General features: G+C 71.7%; 18 protein-coding genes and 1 tRNA gene. 7 read left to right on the top strand and 12 right to left on the bottom strand.

Translation table 11 applies throughout. From position 1 onward, the window contains the following. Positions 1–263 precede the first annotated feature (263 nt). Positions 264–3,107 (top strand): hypothetical protein, encoded by a 2,844-nt coding sequence (locus MBA17_RS04720; RefSeq protein ID WP_238494969.1) that lies wholly within the window; start codon positions 264–266, stop codon positions 3,105–3,107. An 86-nt stretch (positions 3,108–3,193) separates the two neighbouring features. Here MBA17_RS04720 and pruA read toward each other — a convergent pair whose 3' ends face one another. Further along, on the bottom strand, positions 3,194–4,867 hold the full coding sequence (gene pruA, locus MBA17_RS04725; protein ID WP_238494970.1) for an L-glutamate gamma-semialdehyde dehydrogenase: 1,674 nt from the start codon (positions 4,865–4,867) through the stop codon (positions 3,194–3,196). 14 nt (positions 4,868–4,881) lie between these two features. Further along, positions 4,882–5,808, bottom strand: coding sequence for a proline dehydrogenase family protein (locus MBA17_RS04730; protein ID WP_238494971.1), 927 nt, complete (start codon positions 5,806–5,808; stop codon positions 4,882–4,884). A 76-nt stretch (positions 5,809–5,884) separates the two neighbouring features. Between MBA17_RS04730 and MBA17_RS04735 the strand changes: the two genes are divergently transcribed. Beyond that, complete coding sequence (locus tag MBA17_RS04735) at positions 5,885–6,985, top strand: PucR family transcriptional regulator (protein ID WP_238494972.1); 1,101 nt, start codon at positions 5,885–5,887, stop codon at positions 6,983–6,985. 61 nt (positions 6,986–7,046) lie between these two features. Here the strand turns inward: MBA17_RS04735 and MBA17_RS04740 are convergent, their stop codons facing one another. From MBA17_RS04740 to MBA17_RS04755, 4 genes are all read right to left on the bottom strand, one after another. Then, positions 7,047–8,219, bottom strand: coding sequence for a glycosyltransferase (locus tag MBA17_RS04740; RefSeq protein ID WP_238494973.1), 1,173 nt, complete (start codon positions 8,217–8,219; stop codon positions 7,047–7,049). A gap of 116 nt (positions 8,220–8,335) precedes the next feature. After that, positions 8,336–9,301 carry an anti-sigma factor RsbA family regulatory protein gene (locus MBA17_RS04745; RefSeq protein ID WP_238494974.1) on the bottom strand — a complete coding sequence of 322 codons (966 nt, stop codon included), beginning with the start codon at positions 9,299–9,301 and terminating at the stop codon, positions 8,336–8,338. Continuing rightward, on the bottom strand, positions 9,298–9,639 hold the full coding sequence (locus MBA17_RS04750) for an STAS domain-containing protein (protein WP_238494975.1): 342 nt from the start codon (positions 9,637–9,639) through the stop codon (positions 9,298–9,300). Before MBA17_RS04750 ends, MBA17_RS04745 begins: the two co-directional genes overlap by 4 nt. Positions 9,640–9,739: 100 nt before the next feature. Then, positions 9,740–11,620 carry a PP2C family protein-serine/threonine phosphatase gene (locus tag MBA17_RS04755; RefSeq protein WP_238494976.1) on the bottom strand — a complete coding sequence of 627 codons (1,881 nt, stop codon included), beginning with the start codon at positions 11,618–11,620 and terminating at the stop codon, positions 9,740–9,742. A gap of 108 nt (positions 11,621–11,728) precedes the next feature. Here MBA17_RS04755 and MBA17_RS04760 point away from each other — a divergent pair, with 108 nt between their 5' ends. After that, positions 11,729–12,475 carry a GAF and ANTAR domain-containing protein gene (locus MBA17_RS04760; RefSeq protein WP_238494977.1) on the top strand — a complete coding sequence of 249 codons (747 nt, stop codon included), beginning with the start codon at positions 11,729–11,731 and terminating at the stop codon, positions 12,473–12,475. On the opposite strand, the gene MBA17_RS04765 is transcribed toward MBA17_RS04760, so the two are convergent. Continuing rightward, positions 12,472–12,846, bottom strand: coding sequence for an STAS domain-containing protein (locus MBA17_RS04765; protein WP_238494978.1), 375 nt, complete (start codon positions 12,844–12,846; stop codon positions 12,472–12,474). The genes MBA17_RS04760 and MBA17_RS04765 overlap by 4 nt on opposite strands. 242 nt (positions 12,847–13,088) lie before the next feature. Between MBA17_RS04765 and MBA17_RS04770 the strand changes: the two genes are divergently transcribed. The 3 genes from MBA17_RS04770 to MBA17_RS04780 all read left to right on the top strand — a co-directional run bounded on the left by MBA17_RS04770 (position 13,089) and on the right by MBA17_RS04780 (position 14,726). Beyond that, complete coding sequence (locus tag MBA17_RS04770) at positions 13,089–13,865, top strand: SigB/SigF/SigG family RNA polymerase sigma factor (protein ID WP_238494979.1); 777 nt, start codon at positions 13,089–13,091, stop codon at positions 13,863–13,865. A 163-nt stretch (positions 13,866–14,028) separates the two neighbouring features. After that, positions 14,029–14,448 (top strand): ATP-binding protein, encoded by a 420-nt coding sequence (locus tag MBA17_RS04775; protein WP_238494980.1) that lies wholly within the window; start codon positions 14,029–14,031, stop codon positions 14,446–14,448. 41 nt (positions 14,449–14,489) lie between these two features. Then, positions 14,490–14,726: a WhiB family transcriptional regulator gene (locus MBA17_RS04780; protein WP_274384799.1), complete on the top strand. Its 237-nt coding sequence runs from the start codon at positions 14,490–14,492 to the stop codon at positions 14,724–14,726. A gap of 73 nt (positions 14,727–14,799) precedes the next feature. Here MBA17_RS04780 and MBA17_RS04785 read toward each other — a convergent pair whose 3' ends face one another. From MBA17_RS04785 to MBA17_RS04795, 3 genes are read right to left on the bottom strand one after another with little or no spacing between them, the layout of a single operon-like run. Further along, the gene (locus MBA17_RS04785; RefSeq protein ID WP_238494982.1) at positions 14,800–14,991 is read right to left on the bottom strand and encodes a hypothetical protein; all 192 of its coding nucleotides are present in this window, start codon (positions 14,989–14,991) and stop codon (positions 14,800–14,802) included. A gap of 3 nt (positions 14,992–14,994) precedes the next feature. Next, a complete protein-coding gene (locus MBA17_RS04790; RefSeq protein WP_238494983.1) occupies positions 14,995–15,729 on the bottom strand; it encodes a hypothetical protein in 735 nt (244 codons plus the stop codon). A gap of 6 nt (positions 15,730–15,735) precedes the next feature. Further along, entirely contained in the window at positions 15,736–16,449 is a 714-nt protein-coding gene (locus MBA17_RS04795) for a hypothetical protein (protein WP_238494984.1), read from the bottom strand. Between the two features lie 153 nt (positions 16,450–16,602). Here MBA17_RS04795 and MBA17_RS04800 point away from each other — a divergent pair, with 153 nt between their 5' ends. Further along, positions 16,603–16,938: a DUF6458 family protein gene (locus MBA17_RS04800; RefSeq protein ID WP_274384800.1), complete on the top strand. Its 336-nt coding sequence runs from the start codon at positions 16,603–16,605 to the stop codon at positions 16,936–16,938. Positions 16,939–17,162: 224 nt separating this feature from the next. Here the strand turns inward: MBA17_RS04800 and MBA17_RS04805 are convergent, their stop codons facing one another. Next, complete coding sequence (locus MBA17_RS04805; RefSeq protein WP_238494986.1) at positions 17,163–17,609, bottom strand: helix-turn-helix domain-containing protein; 447 nt, start codon at positions 17,607–17,609, stop codon at positions 17,163–17,165. A 358-nt stretch (positions 17,610–17,967) separates the two neighbouring features. Continuing rightward, positions 17,968–18,042: transfer RNA gene (locus tag MBA17_RS04810), tRNA-Pro, on the bottom strand. Positions 18,043–18,657: the final 615 nt, after the last annotated feature.

Below are 18,657 nucleotides of genomic sequence, written 5' to 3' on the forward strand. Positions count from 1 at the left end.
GGGTGCCGGAAGGGCGACCCGGTCCGTACGCGACCGGATCGCCGAACCGAGGGCGGGGGTCGCCGGAACGGAGAAGTGGCGGATTCGCCGGTGCGGAAGTGGTGGCCGGATCAACGGTCGGCAGGTTTTCTGAGTGTGGGATGGGGCGTCGAATTCGTGGTCGGAGGGGAACGGGTGGGCGGTTTCGTCCGGGTTGGTAGGGGTTCGGGGCGGTTTTCGGGAGGAGAGGAGGGCTCCCTTCGTCTCGGCGGGCGGGGCGGGCGATGAAGGCTGAGTTCGGAGTGGCGGGGGAGCCGGTGCTGGCCAGGGGTTACCGCCACCCCCTGCTCGGCGACAGGGTCGTCGTCCGGCTGGTGGCGGAGAGCGCCGCCCCCGCCGAGGACCTGGCGATGGGTGTGCTCGGGTTCGGCGATCCCGAGAGCTCCACACCGGTGGCGCGGTGCCGTACGCATGACCTGGGCTACCCCGCCTGGGCGCTGGCGCACGACCCCGCCAACGCGGCCGTGGCCCTGGGCGCGGTGCCCGGGCTGGAGCGGGCCGCGCGGCTGGCGGGCGGCAAGCCGGGCCTGGCAGCCGCGGCGTACGCCGTCATCGCCGCCCGGCTGCCGCCCCTCCACCTGCCCGCCTTCTGGGAGCAGGCCGGGCGGCACTATCTCGCCGCCGGTCAGCCTCAGCACGCGGGGACGATGTTCGGCCATGCCCGCGAGGCGGAGAGCGCGCACGAGCTGGAGGTCGCCGAACCCGACCGGCGTGCCGTGTTCCTGGAGTTCGCGCTCGCCGGCGCGCTGGCGGGCAAGGCCATCGCCGCCTATACGGCCGAACTCACCAGACGGCACGAACCCGGCCAGGCCTACCGCGAACTCCTCGTCCTCGCGGAAAGGCACACGCTCGGCGGGTTGCCGCCCTGGACCGGCCTGCCCAAGCAACTGCGCGCCCTGGCCACGGCCGCCGGGCTCGACGGACCGGCGGAGGAGCAGCGGGTGCTGGCGGACCTGCTCGGCATGCCCGCCGTACGCTCCGCGCCGCCCGGCTTCTGGGAGGCCTACCGGACCAGGCTCGTACGGCTGGCGAAACGGTCGGCCGAGCTGCGCCGCACCCTGCTCCACCTGTTCCCGGAAGCCGCCCCCGACGACTGGTGGCTCGACTTCCTCGACGAGGCCGGCGCGCTGCGCGACCTCTTGCGCGGCCAGGCCGACCCGTCCGGCTGGCTGACCCGGATGGCCGCCCACCTCAAACGCGGCCACCGCCCCGCGCGCGCCCCCGCCCGCCTGCTCGACCTCGTGTCCCGCCTCCCTCCGGGAGCCCAGCCCGTACGGCTGGCCGAGGGCTCCTCCTGGCGAGGCAGGCACCTGGACGCGAACCTGCTCGCCGCCTGCCTCGCCGCCCGCCTGCCCGTCGCCGACCCGTCTCCCGGCCTGGCCATCGACCTGCGGGTATGGCTGTCCGCCCGCGATCGCGACCTCACCGCGGTGGCCGCCGATCCCCGCTACGCCGCGCTCCTGCGCGTCGCCGTCGACGCCTACGCGGTGGAGCGGGGCGTCGCGGAACTCCTGGCGGTCACCGCTCTGCGTCCGCTGGCCCGCGACTGGATCCTCGCCCAGGCCGCCTCGGTGGCCCACGGCGGCCTCGCCGACGCCAGGAACGCGGTGACCAGGCTGCGAACCGTCATCACCCCGCACGCGCCGATCGAGCCCGCCGCTGATGGAGGCGCAGAAGTGCCGACCGCGACCCTTTCGGAGGTGCGGCTGGCGGTCGAGCGGATCGATCTCGCGCTTCCGCTGCGCCGTACGCTCGTCGCGGGCATCTTCGACGAACTCGGCTGGGACGCGCTCGACGACGCCGCCGACGCGCTCGGCCGCGACGCGGAGATCACCGTGAGCTGGCCCGTGCTCACCCTCTACACCAGGCACCGGGCCGTCGCCGTGGGCCCGGAGGGGCCGGTCGCCGAGCACGACGTGCGGGTGCCGCCGGCCGCGCACGACTTCACCGTCGTCTACTCGGGCGGTGAGTTCCTGGTCGCCTGGTACGACGGGCACTCGCGGCGCGGCTACTGGTCGCACCAGCGCGCGCGGATCCGGCCGCTCGACGGGGCGGGCCGCTCGGTCGACGCGCGCGCCAAGTACGGCTACGCCTTCCTCACGGGGGACGGAGCCCGGATCATGGGACACACGCCGCTGCGCCCGGGGGACATGCGCGTGGAGCCGACCCCCCGGCTGCTGTCGGACGGCACGACCTACTGGGCGCAACCTGCGGAATGGCGCCCCGAACTCCGCGAACTCCGCGAACTCCGCGAACTCCGCGAACTCCACCTCGCCGCCGGTGCGCCGGGCGGCCGGGTCGCCGGAGCGTTCGGCGGGCGTCCGTCACCGGCGGACCGGGAGACCAGGATGCCCGGCGGCCGTTCGCCGTCCTCGGATCCGGCGGCGGGGGACGGGTGTTCGTCGCCCGGCTTCCTCGACGACGCGGCGCTCCCCGATGGCCACGCCTGGGCGGTCGGGGCGTGCACTCTGGCACCCCTGCCCCCCGGCGTACGGCACGCGCCGCTGGGCACGGACGGCGAGCGTCTGGGTTTCCGGGTGAGCACGGACGGGGAGGGCGGATTCCGGATCGAGGGGGTGGACGGGCGGCGCGCCGACCTGCGGATCAGGGACCGGCTCACCCCCTGGGGGCTGATCTCCCTGCCCGGCGGGGCGCCCATGGTGGTGGCCGGCGATTCGATCGTCTGGCTCATCGACCCCGCCGACGGGGCGGCGCACTGGCGGACCTCGACGGGTCGCAACGAACACTGGACCCCCGGCGCGGCCGGCCACGCGACGCGCGGCACCCCGATCGTGCCGCCTCCGGCCTTCTGGCACTTCCTCACGCCCCGCGACCCCGCCGGATCGGCCGCCCTGCGGGCCATCACCTCCGGCGCAGTCCGCTCCCTGCTGGCCGCGGCCCTGACCGATCTGGCCCGCGACCCCGGACGTCCCGACGTCCCCGCCCTCGACCAGGCCGTCGCCCGGCTCGTCACCCACCCCCGCCTGCGCCGCGGCCTGGCGGGGGTCACCCGCCACGCCGCCGAACTCCACCTCGGCCTCACCCGCATGCCGCCCGCGAGACCATGACCCACCCGGCGGCCGACGTGGTTCGCCCGGGCGGGGCAGGATGACGGCAGCGGCCCCGGGCGTCGTCGTGGCCGGGAGGCGTTTCCCTAGTAGCCGAGTTGCCCGAGGTCGGGCTGCTGCCAGCCGGTCTGCGGGATGTCGCCCCGGTACGGCGGCAGGACGACCGGGGAGGTGAAGGTCTCCTTGATGGTGCGGGCGTTGACCCAGCGGATGAGGTTGAAGATGGAGCCCGCCTTGTCGTTGGTGCCCGAGGAGCGGGCGCCGCCGAAGGGCTGCTGGCCGACGACGGCCCCGGTGGGCTTGTCGTTGATGTAGAAGTTGCCCGCGGCGAAGCGGAGACGGTCGGCCGCCGACGCGATGGCGTGGCGGTCCTGAGCGATGATCGCGCCGGTCAGGGCGTACGGCGAGGCGCTCTCCATCTGGTCGAGGACGGTGTCGTAGTCGGCGTCGTCGTAGACGTGCAGGGCCAGGATCGGGCCGAAGTACTCCTTGACGAAGATCTCGTCGGTGGGGTCGGCGCACTCCAGCACGGTCGGCTTGACGAAGAAGCCGGCGCTGTCGTCGTAGGAGCCGGTGAGCAGGTCGATCGTGGCGGAGGAGCGGGCCCGGTCGATGGCGGTCCGGTGCTTGGCGAAGGCGCGCTCGTCGATGACCGCGCCCATGAACGTCGACAGGTCGGCGGCCACGTCGCCCACCGACAACGACTCGGCGACCCCGACGAACTCATCACGCATCCGGCTCCACAGCGACCGCGGCACATAGGCCCGCGAGGCGGCCGAGCACTTCTGGCCCTGATACTCGAACGCGCCCCTGATCAGCGCGGTGGACAGGACACTCGGGTCGGCCGAGGGGTGGGCGAGCACGAAGTCCTTGCCGCCGGTCTCGCCGACGAGGCGCGGGTAGCCGTGATAGGAGCCGATGTTGGCGCCGACGCCCGCCCACAGGTGCTGGAAGGTCGCGGTGGAGCCGGTGAAGTGGACGCCCGCCAGATGCGGGTCGGCGAGCGCAACCTCGGAGACGGCCTGGCCGTTCCCGGTGACCATGTTGATCACACCGGGGGGAAGCCCGGCGGCCTCCAGCAGTCGCATGGTGAAGTGCGCGGCGAGCTGCTGGGTGGGTGAAGGCTTCCAGACGACGACATTTCCCATCAAAGCCGGTGCTGTAGGCAAATTTCCGGCAATGGCGGTGAAGTTGAAGGGGGTGATCGCCAGGACGAAGCCTTCCAGCGGCCGGTACTCCAGCCGGTTCCACACCCCGGGCGACGAGACCGGCTGCTCGTTGAGCAACTGCCGCGCGTAACTCACGTTGAACCGCAGAAAGTCGATCAACTCGCACGCCGCGTCGATCTCGGCCTGCTGCGCCGACTTCGACTGCCCGAGCACGGTCGCCGCGTTCAGCGTCGCGCGCCACGGCCCGGACAGCAGGTCGGCGGCCTTGAGGAAGACCGCGGCCCGCTCGTCGAAGGACAGCGCGCGCCACCGCGCGGCCGCGCCGAGCGCCGCGTCGATCGCGGCCCGGACGTCGCCGGCCGTCGCGTCGCCGGTGTGCCCCAGCACCGCGGTCCTGTTGTGCGGCTGGACCACCTCGATCGGGGCGCCACCGCCCATCCGGCGCTCACCGCCGATGGTCATGGTCAGGTCGATCTGGGAGCCACCCAGCTCCTTGATCCGGCCCTCCAGCGCGGCCCGCTCGGGGCTTCCCGGGGCGTAGCCGTGCACCGGCTCGTTGGCCGGGACGGGGACGTTGCTGATGGCATCCATGCTGAGAACCTCGATTACTTGGACGTGAGCGAACGCAGGAAGAAGGTCAGGTTGGCCGGGCGCTCGGCGAGCCGGCGCATGAAGTAGCCGTACCAGTCGTCGCCGTAGGGGACGTAGACACGCACCGTGTGACCGGCCCCGGCGAGCGCCTGCTGCTTGTCGGCGCGGATCCCGTAGAGCATCTGGTACTCGTAGTCGCCCGGGGCGCGGCCGTGCCGGCCGGCCAGCGTCTCGGTGATCGCGATCAGCCGTTCGTCGTGCGTGGCCACCATGGGATACCCCTTCCCCGCCATGAGCGTGCGCAGGCATCTCACGTAGGCCCGGTCGACCGCGGTCCTGCCCTGGTGCGCGACGGACGCGGGCTCGGCGTAGGCGCCCTTGACCAGCCGTACCCTCGATCCCTCGGCGGCCAGGTCACGGCAGTCGCCCTCGGTGCGGAAGAGGTAGGACTGGACGGCCACGCCGGTGCCGGGGAAGTCGGCGCGCAGTTCGCGCAGGATCCCGAGCGTGGAGTCGGTCGTGGTGTGGTCCTCCATGTCGAGCGTGACGGTCGTCCCGGCCGACCGGGCGGCGCCGCAGATCTCCCTGGCGTGGCCGAGGGCGATCCGGTCGCCGTCCGGGCCCAGGGCCTGCCCGACCGCCGACAGCTTCACCGACACCTCGGCGCGCCCGCCCGCCTCCAGCTCGGCCAGCGCGTGGAGCAGGGTGACGTACGCCTTGGCCGTGTGGGCGGCGGCGGCGGAGTCGCGGGTCTCCTCGCCGAGATGGTCGATCGTCACGGCGAGGCCGGTGTCGCCGAGCCGTCGCGTCGTGGCGATGACCCTCGTGACGTCCTCGCCGGCGACGAACCGGTTCACCACTTTGCGGGACAGCGGGAAGCCGGACACGGCACGCCGTACGAGCGTGCTGCGCGAACCGGCGAGAAGTACGGAACCGAGCATGTTACAAGGGTAAAACCGCAGCTCAGGATCGGCCCATGGACATCCGCCACGGGCGGTGTGGGCACCCTTCAGACAAATGCACAAAGATGGAGAGGTGCAGGTGGATCTTCAGGAGTCGGTTGAGGAGATGGCGCGGGTGCTCGGCGCCTCGGCGACGCTGGAGGACCGCGCGTTCGGGTTGCTCGCGTACGCGGCGCAGAGCGGCGACATCGACGAGGTCCGCCAGGAGTCGATCCTGCGCCGCCGCGCCACCGACGAGGTCCGCGCCTACTTCGAGGGGTACGGCATCGCCACCGCGCCCGGCCCCGTCCGGATTCCCGCCGACGCGGAACTCGGCGTGCTGGCCAGGGTCTGCGTCCCGTTGCGGCGGGCCCGGGTGACGTACGGCTACCTGTGGCTGCTCGACTCGGGGGCGATCACCGACGACCGGCTGGCGGAGGTCGCGCCGCTGGTCGCACGGGCCGCCGCGACGATCGCCCAGGAGGCGCGCGGCCGGGCGGATCTCGGCCGTCCGCTGCGCGAGCTGCTGTCGGCCGATCCGGAGCGGCGGGCCGGCGCGCTGGCCGTGCTCGACCTGCGCGCGCTCGGCCTGACGGGCCCCGTCACCGCGGTGGCCGTGCGCGGCACGCGGGACACGGTGGCCGCGCTGTGGACGCTGCCGCGCGGGGTGCTCGCCCAGCCGGGCGACCCGGTCGCGCTGCTCGCCCCCGCCCACCAGGCGTCCGAGGTCGCCGCGCGGGTCCAGGAGATGTACGGCACCGCGGCCGGGACCGGCGGCCCCAGGCACGACCCCGGCGAGGCATGGCGGAGCTGGCGGGAGGCGCGACAGGCGCTCAGCGTGGCCGAGCGGGTCACCGCGTTCGCCCCCGTGGCGTCGTGGCCGGAACTGGGCGTCTACCGGATGCTCGCCCGCCTGCCGGAGGACGACCTGCGTGAGCTGGCGGCGGAGGCGGCGGTCCTGCTCGCCCACCCGGAACTGGCCCACACGGTCGAGATCTACCTCGACCGCGGCGGCCACGCCCAGGAGGCCGCCGCCACGCTCGGCGTGCACCGCCAGACCCTCTACTACCGGCTGGCCAAGGCCGAGCGGCTCGCCGCCGCCGACCTGGCCGACGGCGAGACCCGGCTGCGGCTGCACCTCGCGCTCAAGGCGCACAGAATGGCCCGCAGGCCTTGAACGCGGCCCGGAACGAGAAGAGGGCGGAGGCGGCCGGTGCCGCCTCCGCCCTCCGCGTGACTCAGCCGGCGGCCAGCATGGCGTCCTCGTAGACGCGCAGGAGCTCCTGGCTGATCCGCTCGTAGGAGTAGCGGGACCGGACCCGGTCCGCTCCGGCGAAGCCCAGCGCCGAACGCTTGGTCGGGTCGGCGAGCAGCTCGCGGGCGAGCCGCGCGACCTGGGCGGGCCGGTCGGGCTGCGCGAGCAGGCCCGTCACGCCGTCGAGGACGGCGTCGAGATGCGCCCCCACGGCGGAGGCGATCACCGGAACCCCGCAGGCCATCGCCTCAAGGGCGACGACTCCCGCGGTCGCCTCGCTCGGCAGCGACAGCACCACGTCGGCGCCGCGCATCAGTTTCGGCACCGTCGCCGCGGGCACTTGGCCCAGCATGGTGACGCGATTCTCGACCCCGATCTCCTTGGCGAGGATCCGCAGGCGGAGCGCCTCGGGATCGCTCTCCAGGCCGGCGGCCGGCGGGCCGCCCGCGATGACGAGCTCGGCCTCGGGAATCCCCTCCAGCGCCCGCACCGCGGCGTGCGCGCCCCTGTCCGGCGAGAGCGGGCCGACGTGCAGGAGACGAGGGCGCTTGCCGCGCTGCGCGGCGGGACCCTGCCGCCTGAACTTCTCGACGTCGACGCCGCACGGGATCACGGAGATGGTCCGCCTCGGTACGCCGAGCCGGATCAGCTCCGACTCCTCGTCGCCGCAGCCGGCGATCACCGCGTTGGCTCTGCGGCCGATCGCACGGGCCAGCCGTACCCGCGCGGAGTCCGCCTGGCGGGGACGCGGCACCGCGGCGAGCCGCGGCAGGGTCTGGGTGACGGGGACGTGCAGGCCCTCGGCCCCGGCGATCGCCGCGAGGGCGCCGCTCCAGGAATGGGCGTGGATGACGTCCGGCCGGTCGCTGCCCCAGCGCCGCATGAGCTGCGCGCCGAGATCGGACACGTACGGCAGGACGCCGTCCTCGGTGAGGTCTTCGGCCGGTCCGGCGGGCAGGAGTTCGAGGGTCACGCCCTGGGCGAGACGCGCCTTGCGACGCCCGTCCGGGGAGTCGAGCCTGCTGTATATGGTCACGTGGTGCTCTCGGCCGAGTTCACGGGCGACTGCGATCAGATGGGCGCGCTGGGCGGCGAGATCGGAGTGCTCGGTGTTCTCGGAGCGGGTGGCGTCACAGGCGACGATTGCTATGTTCACGGCACACCTCGGGGGCGAACTGGGCGCGTAGAAAGCCCATATTCCGTCAGGTGTGCCTGTGTCTTAAGCACCCGCAGATGAAACGACCATACCCAGCCGAGCGGATTTCGCAAACCTCAATAGAGGTAGTTCGCGGGTATTTGTCGGAACTCTTCCGCGCGGGCGCTCGGCACCCGGAGGCGGATCGTGCACCCTTTCTCGTCCGGCCGGATCTCCACCTGGTCGCAGAACTGCCTGGCCAGCCAGATGCCGTCGCCGGGCGCCGGCCTGCGCTCGGGGGGCAGAAAACCGGCCATCGGATCGGCTTCCACGACGCCCTCGACCCGCAGATCGCAGAAGACGGCCCCGAGCCGTTCCCACAGCCACACGGACAGCGGCCTGCCCGCGCCGACGCGGAGGAACGTCGCGACCTCGTTCGCCGCAACGGTGAACCCGGTGGCACGCGGGCCCACGAGCCCCCGCACACCCGCCTGCCCCATCACGAACTCCCGCAGCGCCGCCAGATCGCCCAGCACCGCGGAGGCGGCGTCCGACGGCGCGCCGGGCATCGGCATGGCGGCGTCACACTCGCGGATGAAGGCGGCGGGGTCGGCGTACCGCCCGCTGGGCAGCGCCGCGCGGCCGTCCTCGCAGAGCGACGGATGCGTGCGCCGCGCCGCGTCCAGCATGTCGCCGCTCAACTGCCTGGCGTCATAGGGGCAGATCATCCACAGGTCGGTGCCGGCCAGAAGGAGGTTGAGACCCGACTCCATACGCTGCCACGACGCGACGTCGTGCGCCGTACGGCCCGCCCAGACGGGCTCGGCGAGGACACGCACCCTGCCCGGCCCCCTGCGCTGCCAGTAGCGCCAGAAGGCGGTGGTACGGCCGACGGTGCGCCGGCCGAGGTAGGCCGTCTCCGCGTAGTCGACCAGGCGTCCGTCCGCGCCGAGCGCGTCGGCGAGCAACTCCAGGTTGGCGGGGGTGGTGGTCACCATCACCGCCTCGTTCAGGGCGAGCCCGTCCGCGACGAACGGCAACGCCATGCGGAGGAACTGCTCGTCGGAGTCGTAGACGGTGGCCTGGTGGAGGAAAGTGGTCATGAGACCTCCTCCCCGGCGAGGCGCAGCCCGGGGGTCGCGTCCCAGCCGATCATCTTGATGAGGTGGTGTACGTGCGGGGCGACGGGAGCGAGCACCAGGTTTCTCCCGTCACACAATGCGGTGGCGGTGTCGGCGATCACCCGCAGCCCCGCCAGGTCGATGAAGCTCAGCTCCGCCAGGTCCAGGTGGACGTCGCCGGGCATCCGCTTGACCGCCTCGGTGAGCGACTCGGTGAATGCCGCGAGGTTGTTCAGGTCGACCTCGCCCTCGACCCGCAGGCCCGGAGGCTCCGCGGTGACCCGTATGCGGAGCAGAGCGCCGTCGAATTCTAGACCCATGTCCACTTCTCCTGTGAATCCCGCTGGGTGCCGACACCGCGTCCTGGGTTGACGACTACTGATCGTAGTCGTTGTTCGCCATGGTGACCCAGGTCTCGGCTCACACGACCCGGAGCGCCAAGATCACGATCTCGTCGTAGAACCGCCCGCCGGAGAAAGCGTTGCGATCCTCCTCGATCGCCTTGACCAGAGTGGCCGGCGACTGTGCGGCGCATCGGGCGAGCACATCGGTGAGACGGTCCTCACCATAGGGTTCGCCCTTGTCATCACGGGAGGCGACGACACCGTCGGAGTAGAAGACCAGGGTCTCGCCCGGAGTCAGCGTGAGCTCCTCGGTGCCCATCTCGGTCTCGTCGTCGATGCCCAGCGGCACCCCGCCGCCCGTCGCGAACCGCACCCCACCGTCGGGTTGCAGGAGAGCCGCGGGGTGGTGACCGGCCGAGGCCAGCCGGATCCGCCGCCCCCGGTCACGCGACCGTACGTAACCGGACAGCGCCATCACGAACATGCCGCTGCCCTGCATGAGCAGCGCCTGGTTCACCTTCCTGATCGCCTCGCCGGGATCGGACTCCCAGGCGCCGAGCACCCGCAGGCCGTTCCTGACCAGGGCGCTGACGGCCACGGCCTCCTCGCCCTTGCCGCACGCCCCGCCCAGCGCGAACCCCCAGCCCTCCTTGACGGGGAAGACGTCGTAGAACTCCGCGCCGACCGACGCCGAACCCGACCCGGAGAGGTAGATCGCGGCGGCCTCGAACCCGGGGATGTCGGGCAGGTTTCGCGGGGCCACGCTGGTCCGCAGCGCGACGACCGCCTCGCTCCTGGTCTGGAAGGTGCGCTGTGCCCGCAGCGCCAGCCCCAGGTGGGCGCCGATCTCCTCCATCAGGCCGAGGTCGGCCAGGGTGAACGACTCCTTCGCGCCGAGCCGTACGAGGGTCAGCGCGCCCTGGGGAGCGCCGTCGCCCTGGATCGGGACGCACAGCAGGGAACCGGCGCCGATCGACCGCAGCAGCGGTGTCCCGTCGGGCGCCTCGCCGAAGACCGTCTCGTCCTCGACCATCTCCTGCACCAGCCCCGACCCCTGAGCCAGCACCTGCGCGATGACCGGCGACGCCGAGGGATCCATTCGCTCGATCATCCGCACCTGCTCGCCCACGGGCTGGTCGGAGGGACCGAGGACGGTCGTGCGCAGCGGGACGCCGTCACGCACGACGTCGACCACGACCCAGTCGGCGGTCTCCGTGGCGAGCAGCCGCGCCGCCCTGGCCAGCGCCACCGGCTGGCGCAGGCTCTCCTCGTCGAGCAGCAGCCGCGCCATCCGGGCCAGCAGCTCCTTACGGCGTGCCGAGGCCATCAGCAGGGCCGCGTCGGACAGCTCGACCCGGCCGGCGGGCCGCTCGGGCAACTGCACCTCGATGGGCAGCGCGACGACCGCGATCATCTCCTGCGGCTCGCCCGGCATCGACAGCTTGGTCAGGGCGAGCTGCACGGTGTGCGCCCTGCCCTGGTGCGAGAGCCGGGTCTGGAAGGACGCGGCCTCCCCGCGGCGCTGCACGGCGCTCAGGTGCGAACGGAACGCGGCCCGCCTCGCCACATCGACGAGCAGCGGAAACGGCCGCCCGATCAGGTAACCGGCGGGGCTGCCCAGCATCCGCGAGGTCTCCGCGTTGATCCTGCGCACCACGCCGCCGCTGTCCATGATGATCACGGGCACCGGGAAGGAACGGAAGATCTGCCGCATGAGCTTCTGCTCGCGCATGCCGCCGACCTCGCGCCCGCCGCCGCCACGCTGCGGAGACCTGCGCAGTTCGCCGAGCGCCGCCTCCAGCAGCTCGCCCGCGGTCGCCAGCTCGGCCAGCGCGGCGTCGAGGGTGGAGCCGGGGTCGCCGGGATAGGACGACCTGGCCTCGCGCAACGACGAGACGCGCGCGGTGAGCTTGCGCACCGCGTGTTCCAGAGCCGAGAGACCACCGGGATCGGCCAATTCACATCCTCTGCGATAAGAGTCGTTCTTCCGTAGACGCTACGCCACTTGTGAGATGCGTTCGATCCTGGGATTAATCTATGAACGGCGGGAAGGGGACACTGCGTCATGGAGACCACCGGATTGATCACACCCGCCCTTGCCCGCGAGCTGGCGGCCCTCGGCCGGGTCAGCGAGGACACCTCCAGCGAGAGCGTGCTCCGCGGCTTCACCGCCTCTCTGGTCGGGGGCGTCCCCGGCTGCTCGGGCGGATCCGCCGAACTGTGGCGCGACGACCGCGTCCTGTTGTCCGCCTCGCACAGCGAGCTCATCATGCTGGCCGAGAGCGAGGACGTCATCGGCGAGGGACCGGCGCGTGAGGCGAGGGCGACCGGCGGCCACGTGATGATCCCCGACGTGCTCAGCGAGCGGCGCTGGCCGAGATACGCCGGGATGGCCACCCGCTGCGGGGTGCGTTCGGTGCTCGCCATCCCCATCGTGGCCGAGCCGGCGCTGCTGGTCCTCGTCCTGTTCTCCGTACGGCCGGGCGCGTTCCCCACCGAGGCGGTGACGCCGCTGTCGCAGATGCTCACCGAGCAGGCCACGGTGGCCCTCGGCAACATGTGGGACTTCGAGGAGATGCGCACCGGCGCCGCGCAGATGCAGGAGGCGCTGGCGGGCCGGGCCATCATCGACCAGGCCAAGGGGATCATCATGCAGGCCAACGGCTGCTCCGCCGACGAGGCCTTCGACGAGTTGCGCCGGGTTTCCCAGCATCACCAGGTGAAGGTGGCCGACCTGGCGCGGCTCCTCGTCAACGAGCACCGCGAGGGGAAGGGCGTCAACCAGTCCATGCCGGCGGCGGGGGCCGGCTAGCTCCCGATCGCCGCCAGGGCTTCGTCCAGCGAGTCGTAGAGCGGCAGGCGCTGCGCCAGGCCGGTGACCCACATCACCTTCGTCTTCGCGTACTGCACGCCGACCAACGCGAACCCGCCCTGCGCCGCGGTGCTCACCTGCCACTGGTGCACGATCAGGCCCAGCGCCCGGGAGTCCATGAACGACACGCCCTCCAGGTCGAGGATCATGCCGGGACCCCGTTCCTCGACCGTTTCGGCGAGATACGTCGCGAACTGGTTCCTGGTCGTCGCGTCGAGGATGCCGTCCACCTTGACCACCACGAGCCCGCCCGCGAGCGTCGAGCTGAGGGTGAGTGCAGCGGATCTCTCTGGATTGTCTGACCTGCCCACCGAGCGCCTCCTCGCCAATTCCATGGCGCATGGCGCCAGCCCCGCGTGATGGGCCAAGAGCAACCTTACTGACCTCTGGACGTTGGAAATACTCTCGCTCCCGGGGGAATAACCGAGCCGCAGCGGGGAATGCTGGGTGCCGAGGTCCAGCAGCGGGCCTCGTCTCGAACATCTGCGAGGCGGGCTGTCTGCGTGGGCTTTCCGTGGACGCCGCGCCTGCCACCCCATATCGAGGAGCGGCAATGGCTGTCCAGGAGATTGCGCGCGATATCGACGACCTCACCGCCGAAGAACTTCTGGCGGAGGCGGCGAGCCCCGGCGTCGAGGAGTGCCGCAGGGAGCGCCTGCGTGAGCGCATAGTCGAGATGCACCGGCCGCTGGCCATGGAGATCGCCCGCCGCTACCGCTACCGCGGGGAGCCGCTGGAGGACCTGCTGCAGGCCGCGTACGTCGGCCTGATGAAGGCCGTCAACGGCTTCGACCCGTCCCTCGGCCACGCCTTCAGAGGCTACGCGGTGGTCACGATGACCGGTGAGGTCAAGCGGCACTTCCGCGACCGCACCTGGGCCATCCGGGTACCCCGCCTCTACCAGGAACGCCGTTCCGAGCTCAACCGCCTCGTCGCCGACCTCAGCCAGGAACTCCGCCGTTCCCCCACGGTCGCCGAGCTGGCCGCGAAGATGAACATCTCCGAGGAGGACGTCCTGCTCACGCTGGACGCCTCCGCCGCCTACAGCACCCTGTCGCTCGACGCCCCGCTGGGCGGGGACGACGACGCCGCGGCACTCGGAGACCTCATCCCGGAGGACGACGACGCGATGAGCGCCCTCGTCGACCGGGAAGCCGTGAAACCGCTCATCGACGGGCTTCCGCCGCGGGAGAAGAACATCCTGCTGCTACGGTTCTTCGGCAATATGACGCAGGCGGAGATCGCCGCCGAGTTCGACATTTCGCAGATGCACGTCTCCCGCATCCTGAGGAAGGTCCTCGACCGGCTTCGCGCGGAACTTGTCGCATGATGCCGAGTAATTCAGCGGATACGGGGCACCCAACGGATTCAGGGCGCGCTGCGGCGGGAGACGCAGGGGCGCAGGGCACATGAACGTTAGATGGATACGTGCGTGGACGGCTCCACCGCTGTCCACGCGGTGGCCACCGTGCCAGGTGGGAGGCGGTTACCGGGTGAACGAGGGCGCGGCTCCGCACGAACGGCTTCTTCCTGGTGCCGAGGCCAGAGAGCTCGCCTTCGGGTTGCCCGACCTCCCCGAGGTCCGCGACCACGCCGCCGGCTACGCCACGCGCAACGGCATGCCCGACGCACTGGTCGGCGACTTCCTCGTCGCCGTGAACGAGGTCACCACCAACGCCGTCACCCACGGCGACGGCAAGGCGCAGATCCGCCTGTTCGCCATGTCGGACCGCATCGTCGTCGAGGTCCACGACGAGGGCCACTGGCATCCCGCCGGCCCGCCTGGGAGAACCCCGCCCGCCGCCCACGCCACCAGTGGCATGGGGCTGTGGGTGGCCAGACGGCTGGCCACCTCCATCACGTTCACCACCGGCCCCAGGGGAACCACCGTGACGATGGGGTTCGAGGTTTAGCGACGGCGATCGGGGTTAGCAGCGTCTTCGTGAAGAGAGAAATGAGCAGTTGGATAGAGAGAGCGGCGTGCATGGACGCCGATCCGGAGATCTTCTTCCCGATCGGGCCGGTTCCCGCCACCGAACAGCTCAGAGCGGTCCGCGCCATCTGCGGAGAGTGCCCCGTGCGGGGGCCCTGCCTGCGCTTCGCCCTGGAGACCGGCCAGGCAGCCGGGATCTGGGCCGGCACCACCGAACAGGAGCGCCGCGCCATGCGCGAGAAGGTCCTGCACGCCTGACGCCCGCCGCCTTCGCCGGTGGCGCGAGGAAGGGGCCGCCCCGTGGGGGGACGGCCCCTTCTCGCGTGTGGTGTCAGCGCCGGGCACGGCTGCGGCCGCCGAAACTCCGGAAGCTACTCGTACCGATGCCCGCCTGGTGCAGCGCGAGCAGCAACAGGCCGATCAGCATGAAGGTCATGCCGCTGATCCCGTCGCCGACTTGGATGTCCACCAGGTCGAATAACAGGCCGAGACCGAAGACGATGGCTGCGATGATCGCGAGCATGGGTCACCTCGTTCCGTGGTCGGACATCTGGAGCAGGCGCTCCAGCAGGGTTCGGTAGTCGCGTAGGGCCAGGCGGAGCTGCTCGGTGTCGGATTCTCCGCTGTTCTTCCAGGTGTCCTGCAACCGCCCGGTACGGGAGTTCAGCGCCTCGGTCATCGTCGTGACCACCTCGCCGAGCAGTTCGTCCGCGTGCTCGACCGCCGCGCGGGGATCGTCGACGAACGCCGCCTGCACGTCATGCCAGCGCCGCTGCACGTCCGCCACGTCGTGCGGGAAGAGGTCCTCGGCCGTCTCCCCGGGCACGCCGGTCGGGTGGACGGCGTCCGGTTCGACCTCCTTGCGGACTTCGCCGGGCGTGTCCTCGGGCAGCGCGCCGACGTCCTCGTCGAACGTGTCGCGCTCGCCGTACACGTCGTGGGAACGGACCGGGCCGGGACCGTTGTGGGGAGTGCCGGTCCCCGCCGGGTAGGCCTCCGGGGCGCTCACCGGCTGCGTGCCGTGCTCGTCGGCGGGACGCTCGCCGTACGCCGGAGGCCCTCCTGCCACCAGCCGGTCGTCGTCCTCGGGCAGGACGCCTACGGGAGGAATGTTCTCCCGCTGGTTCGGGATCTCCGAGTCGCCGGCGCGGGTGGGGTCGTCGTCCGTCTTGCCGTCGTGTTCTGCGTCGTTCCGGACCGGGCCGTCGCGCTCGTCGTCGAGCATGCGGGCGTCCCTGTCGTCGTTGAAGCGCTTGTTCATGGTCGATCACCGTCCTCGGAGATTGCGCTCGGCGGTGGGTTCGCGGGTGGTCTCAGGGGCGGCTGCGCCGGGGCGCGCGTGGGCGTGCCGGGGTTCGCCGGGCTGCTCCGGGATCGTCGTCCCGTGGTCGCCCGCGGCGGTGCCGTTCCGGCCCTCGCGGGCGGTGGTGACAGGGTCGCCACCCTCGCCGAGCAGCTCCTCGAACAATGCCCGGTAGTGGACCATGGCCTGGCGGAGCTCCTCGGTCGAGGAGTTCTCCCTGGCGGCGCGGCCGCTGATGTCGTGCGCCTGGCGGTAGCGGTCGAGCGTACGGCCGTGCGTCACGGAGAGATCGGACACCCGCTGTTCGAACTTCTCGCCGGTCGGGTAGCCCCGGTCGGTCATGACCGCTGTGACGAGCTGGTCGGCCTCGGTCACGGCGTAACCGGGAGCGTCGACGAAGCGCTCCTGCACCTCGACCCAGCGCCTGGCGTAGTCCTTACGGGCCTGCGGCGCGAGCGGCCGGATGTCGAGCTTGGCGACCCGCTCCTCACGGGCGCGCAGTTCCTGCTCCGCGTCACGGCGCGTGCCGCGCTCGTTCACGGTCCGCTCGTACTCGGGGCCGAAGCGTTCGCGAAGACGATGCCGGCGCTGATGCTGGAGTACGACGAGGCCGACCGTGAGGATCGCCACGATCGCGGCGATGACGACGGCCACCCAGATCACGGTCTCGGTGGACATGTTCTGCCTCCGAATTCATGTTGTTTCGTTCGTGACCGCGCACTGCCCGGGGAAGCGTGCTCGAAACAGGGCGCAACCACCGCCCGGCAAAGAGTGCGTAACGAGTGGATGTGCGGGTAGGGGGGTCAGCCATCGAATGAGGAGGAGTTCGCCATGGGATTCGGAGCCAGCCTGGCATTCTTTGCGATAGGTGCGATTCTGGCCTTCGCCGTGAAGTGGGATGTCCCTGGGATCGATCTGCAGATGATCGGATGGATCTTCATGGGGGTCGGTGCGATCGGCGGCATCCTCACACTGATGTACACCCGCAAGCCGGGCGAGGACGGCGTCGAGGTCGTCCAGCCGGACATCATGTACACCACTGACGGCGCCGTCGAGGGCGAGCCGCACGCCCACGTCCACCGCGAGAACCACGTCGACGAGACCCGCCCCCACCTGCACAGGGAAACGACCGAGACCCGTCATCTCTACCGCGACGGCCCGGCCTGATCCCGCTCTACCGCGACGGCCCGGCCTGATCCCGCTCTACCGCGACGGCCCGGCCTGATCCCGACGCCGACGACGTCGAGCGCCATCCCTGCCCGCGCTGCCAGGTCCAGCCCGGCTCGCCGTGCTGTGCCGTTCCCGCTCCGGCGCGGTCGCGCCTCCGGCGGCGCCGGAGGCTCTCGCTCCCGCGTCGCGTCACCCGAGGCGCCCGGCGGGCGGCGGCTCGCTCAAGAACTCCCTGGGCGTTCGCTCGCCTCCAGCGCGCGGCGGGCGGCGGTGAGGACCGTCGCGATGTGCGAGCCGGTCGCAGCCGCCGGCTGCTCCGTGAACCCGTCGCGGGGGCTGTAGCCGATGTCGAGCCCGTCGGCGACGAGTCGCTGCGCCCAGCGCAGCGCGGTGTTCGCCCGATCGGCGGGCAACTCACGCCCTTGGGCCAGGGCGGACAGGTTGCGGAGATTCGTCGCGGGCCCCGACTGGGAGTGCTCGCGGCTGAGCGTCCACGGGAGGGCGGCCCGATGGTCGAGCATCGGTTTGGCCAGCCCGGCGCTCCGTTTCGCCTGCAACACCCCGGATTCGGACACCCCGAAGTGCTCGGCGATCTCCCGCACCGACCGGCCCTCCGCCACGAGCCGTCCTAGTTCGGCCCGATCGATCCGCGCCTTCCGCCCCGCCACACCGGCCTCCAGTCCCTCGGTTCCCCGTCCCAGGATAGGGCGGATGTCATAAGGGGACATGGTCGCGTGGCAATGGCCCCTGAAACGCCGTGCATGAAGACCTGGGACGCCGTTGACCCGCAATGAGCAGGCACACGCGGTACGGCATGAGCCCGACGGTCGCATTCCCGGCGCCATTCTCCCCGCGCCGTCGTTCCGCACGCGGAGATCAGGTGCCCGGAGGTTCGCCATCCGGCCCGGACCAGGCGTCATCCGTAATGATCGCGAAAATTCCCTCGCCCGCCGCGAGGGCACGATGGTCGCAGGAAATAGATAAAGGGGACTCGATAGAATCGAGTCCCCTTTATCCGAATAACCGTCGGGACGGCGAGATTCGAACTCGCGACCCCTAGACCCCCAGTCTAGTGCGCTAACCAAGCTGCGCTACGTCCCGGTGCGACCATCGCGTTTCGCGCGGCGCGAGGAAAACATTACCACGGTCGCCGGGTGACTGGGTCGGACGTGATCGCTTCCGGGCCACGCGGGCGGGGGGTGAATGGGCGGTGACGAGCCGACGGGCGGGGCATGCCGTACGGGCGGCGCCCGCTGCCCGTACGGCACGGGCAGCGGACGCCGGCGGTGGAGCGCCAGGGCGGCCCGGCGGTGGAACTGCGGGCGCACCGGGTGATGCGGACGGCGGGCGCCGGCCGCCACGGGAAGCGGCCTCGTCCCGCTGCCGGAGCCGATCGCATGACGGCGGCGAACCGTGCTGAACCCTGCCGGGCGGGCGTGCGTACCTCCAGGTGAACCCGCAAGCAGGGTGGGCAAAGAGAGCACAGCGGCCCTACGGTCTCGCGCCCCCGGCCCTCCCGCCCACCGTTGGCACAACGTGGAGGAGGATGCCCCTGGCCCGACCCGACACGTCTCGGCAGAGACGGATCACATGCGTCCGCCCCTGAGACGCGACCGGGTGCCCCGCGACAGCCTGTCGTCGCCGGGCACCCGCCCATGTTCCCCTCGCCCCATGTTCCCCTCGGCCCGCGTTCTCCTCGGCCCGCGTTCCCCTCGC

Origin of the sequence: Dolomitihabitans soli, assembly GCF_022213955.1 — a bacterium.
In the GTDB taxonomy this organism is placed as follows: domain Bacteria; phylum Actinomycetota; class Actinomycetes; order Streptosporangiales; family Streptosporangiaceae; genus Streptosporangium_A; species Streptosporangium_A soli.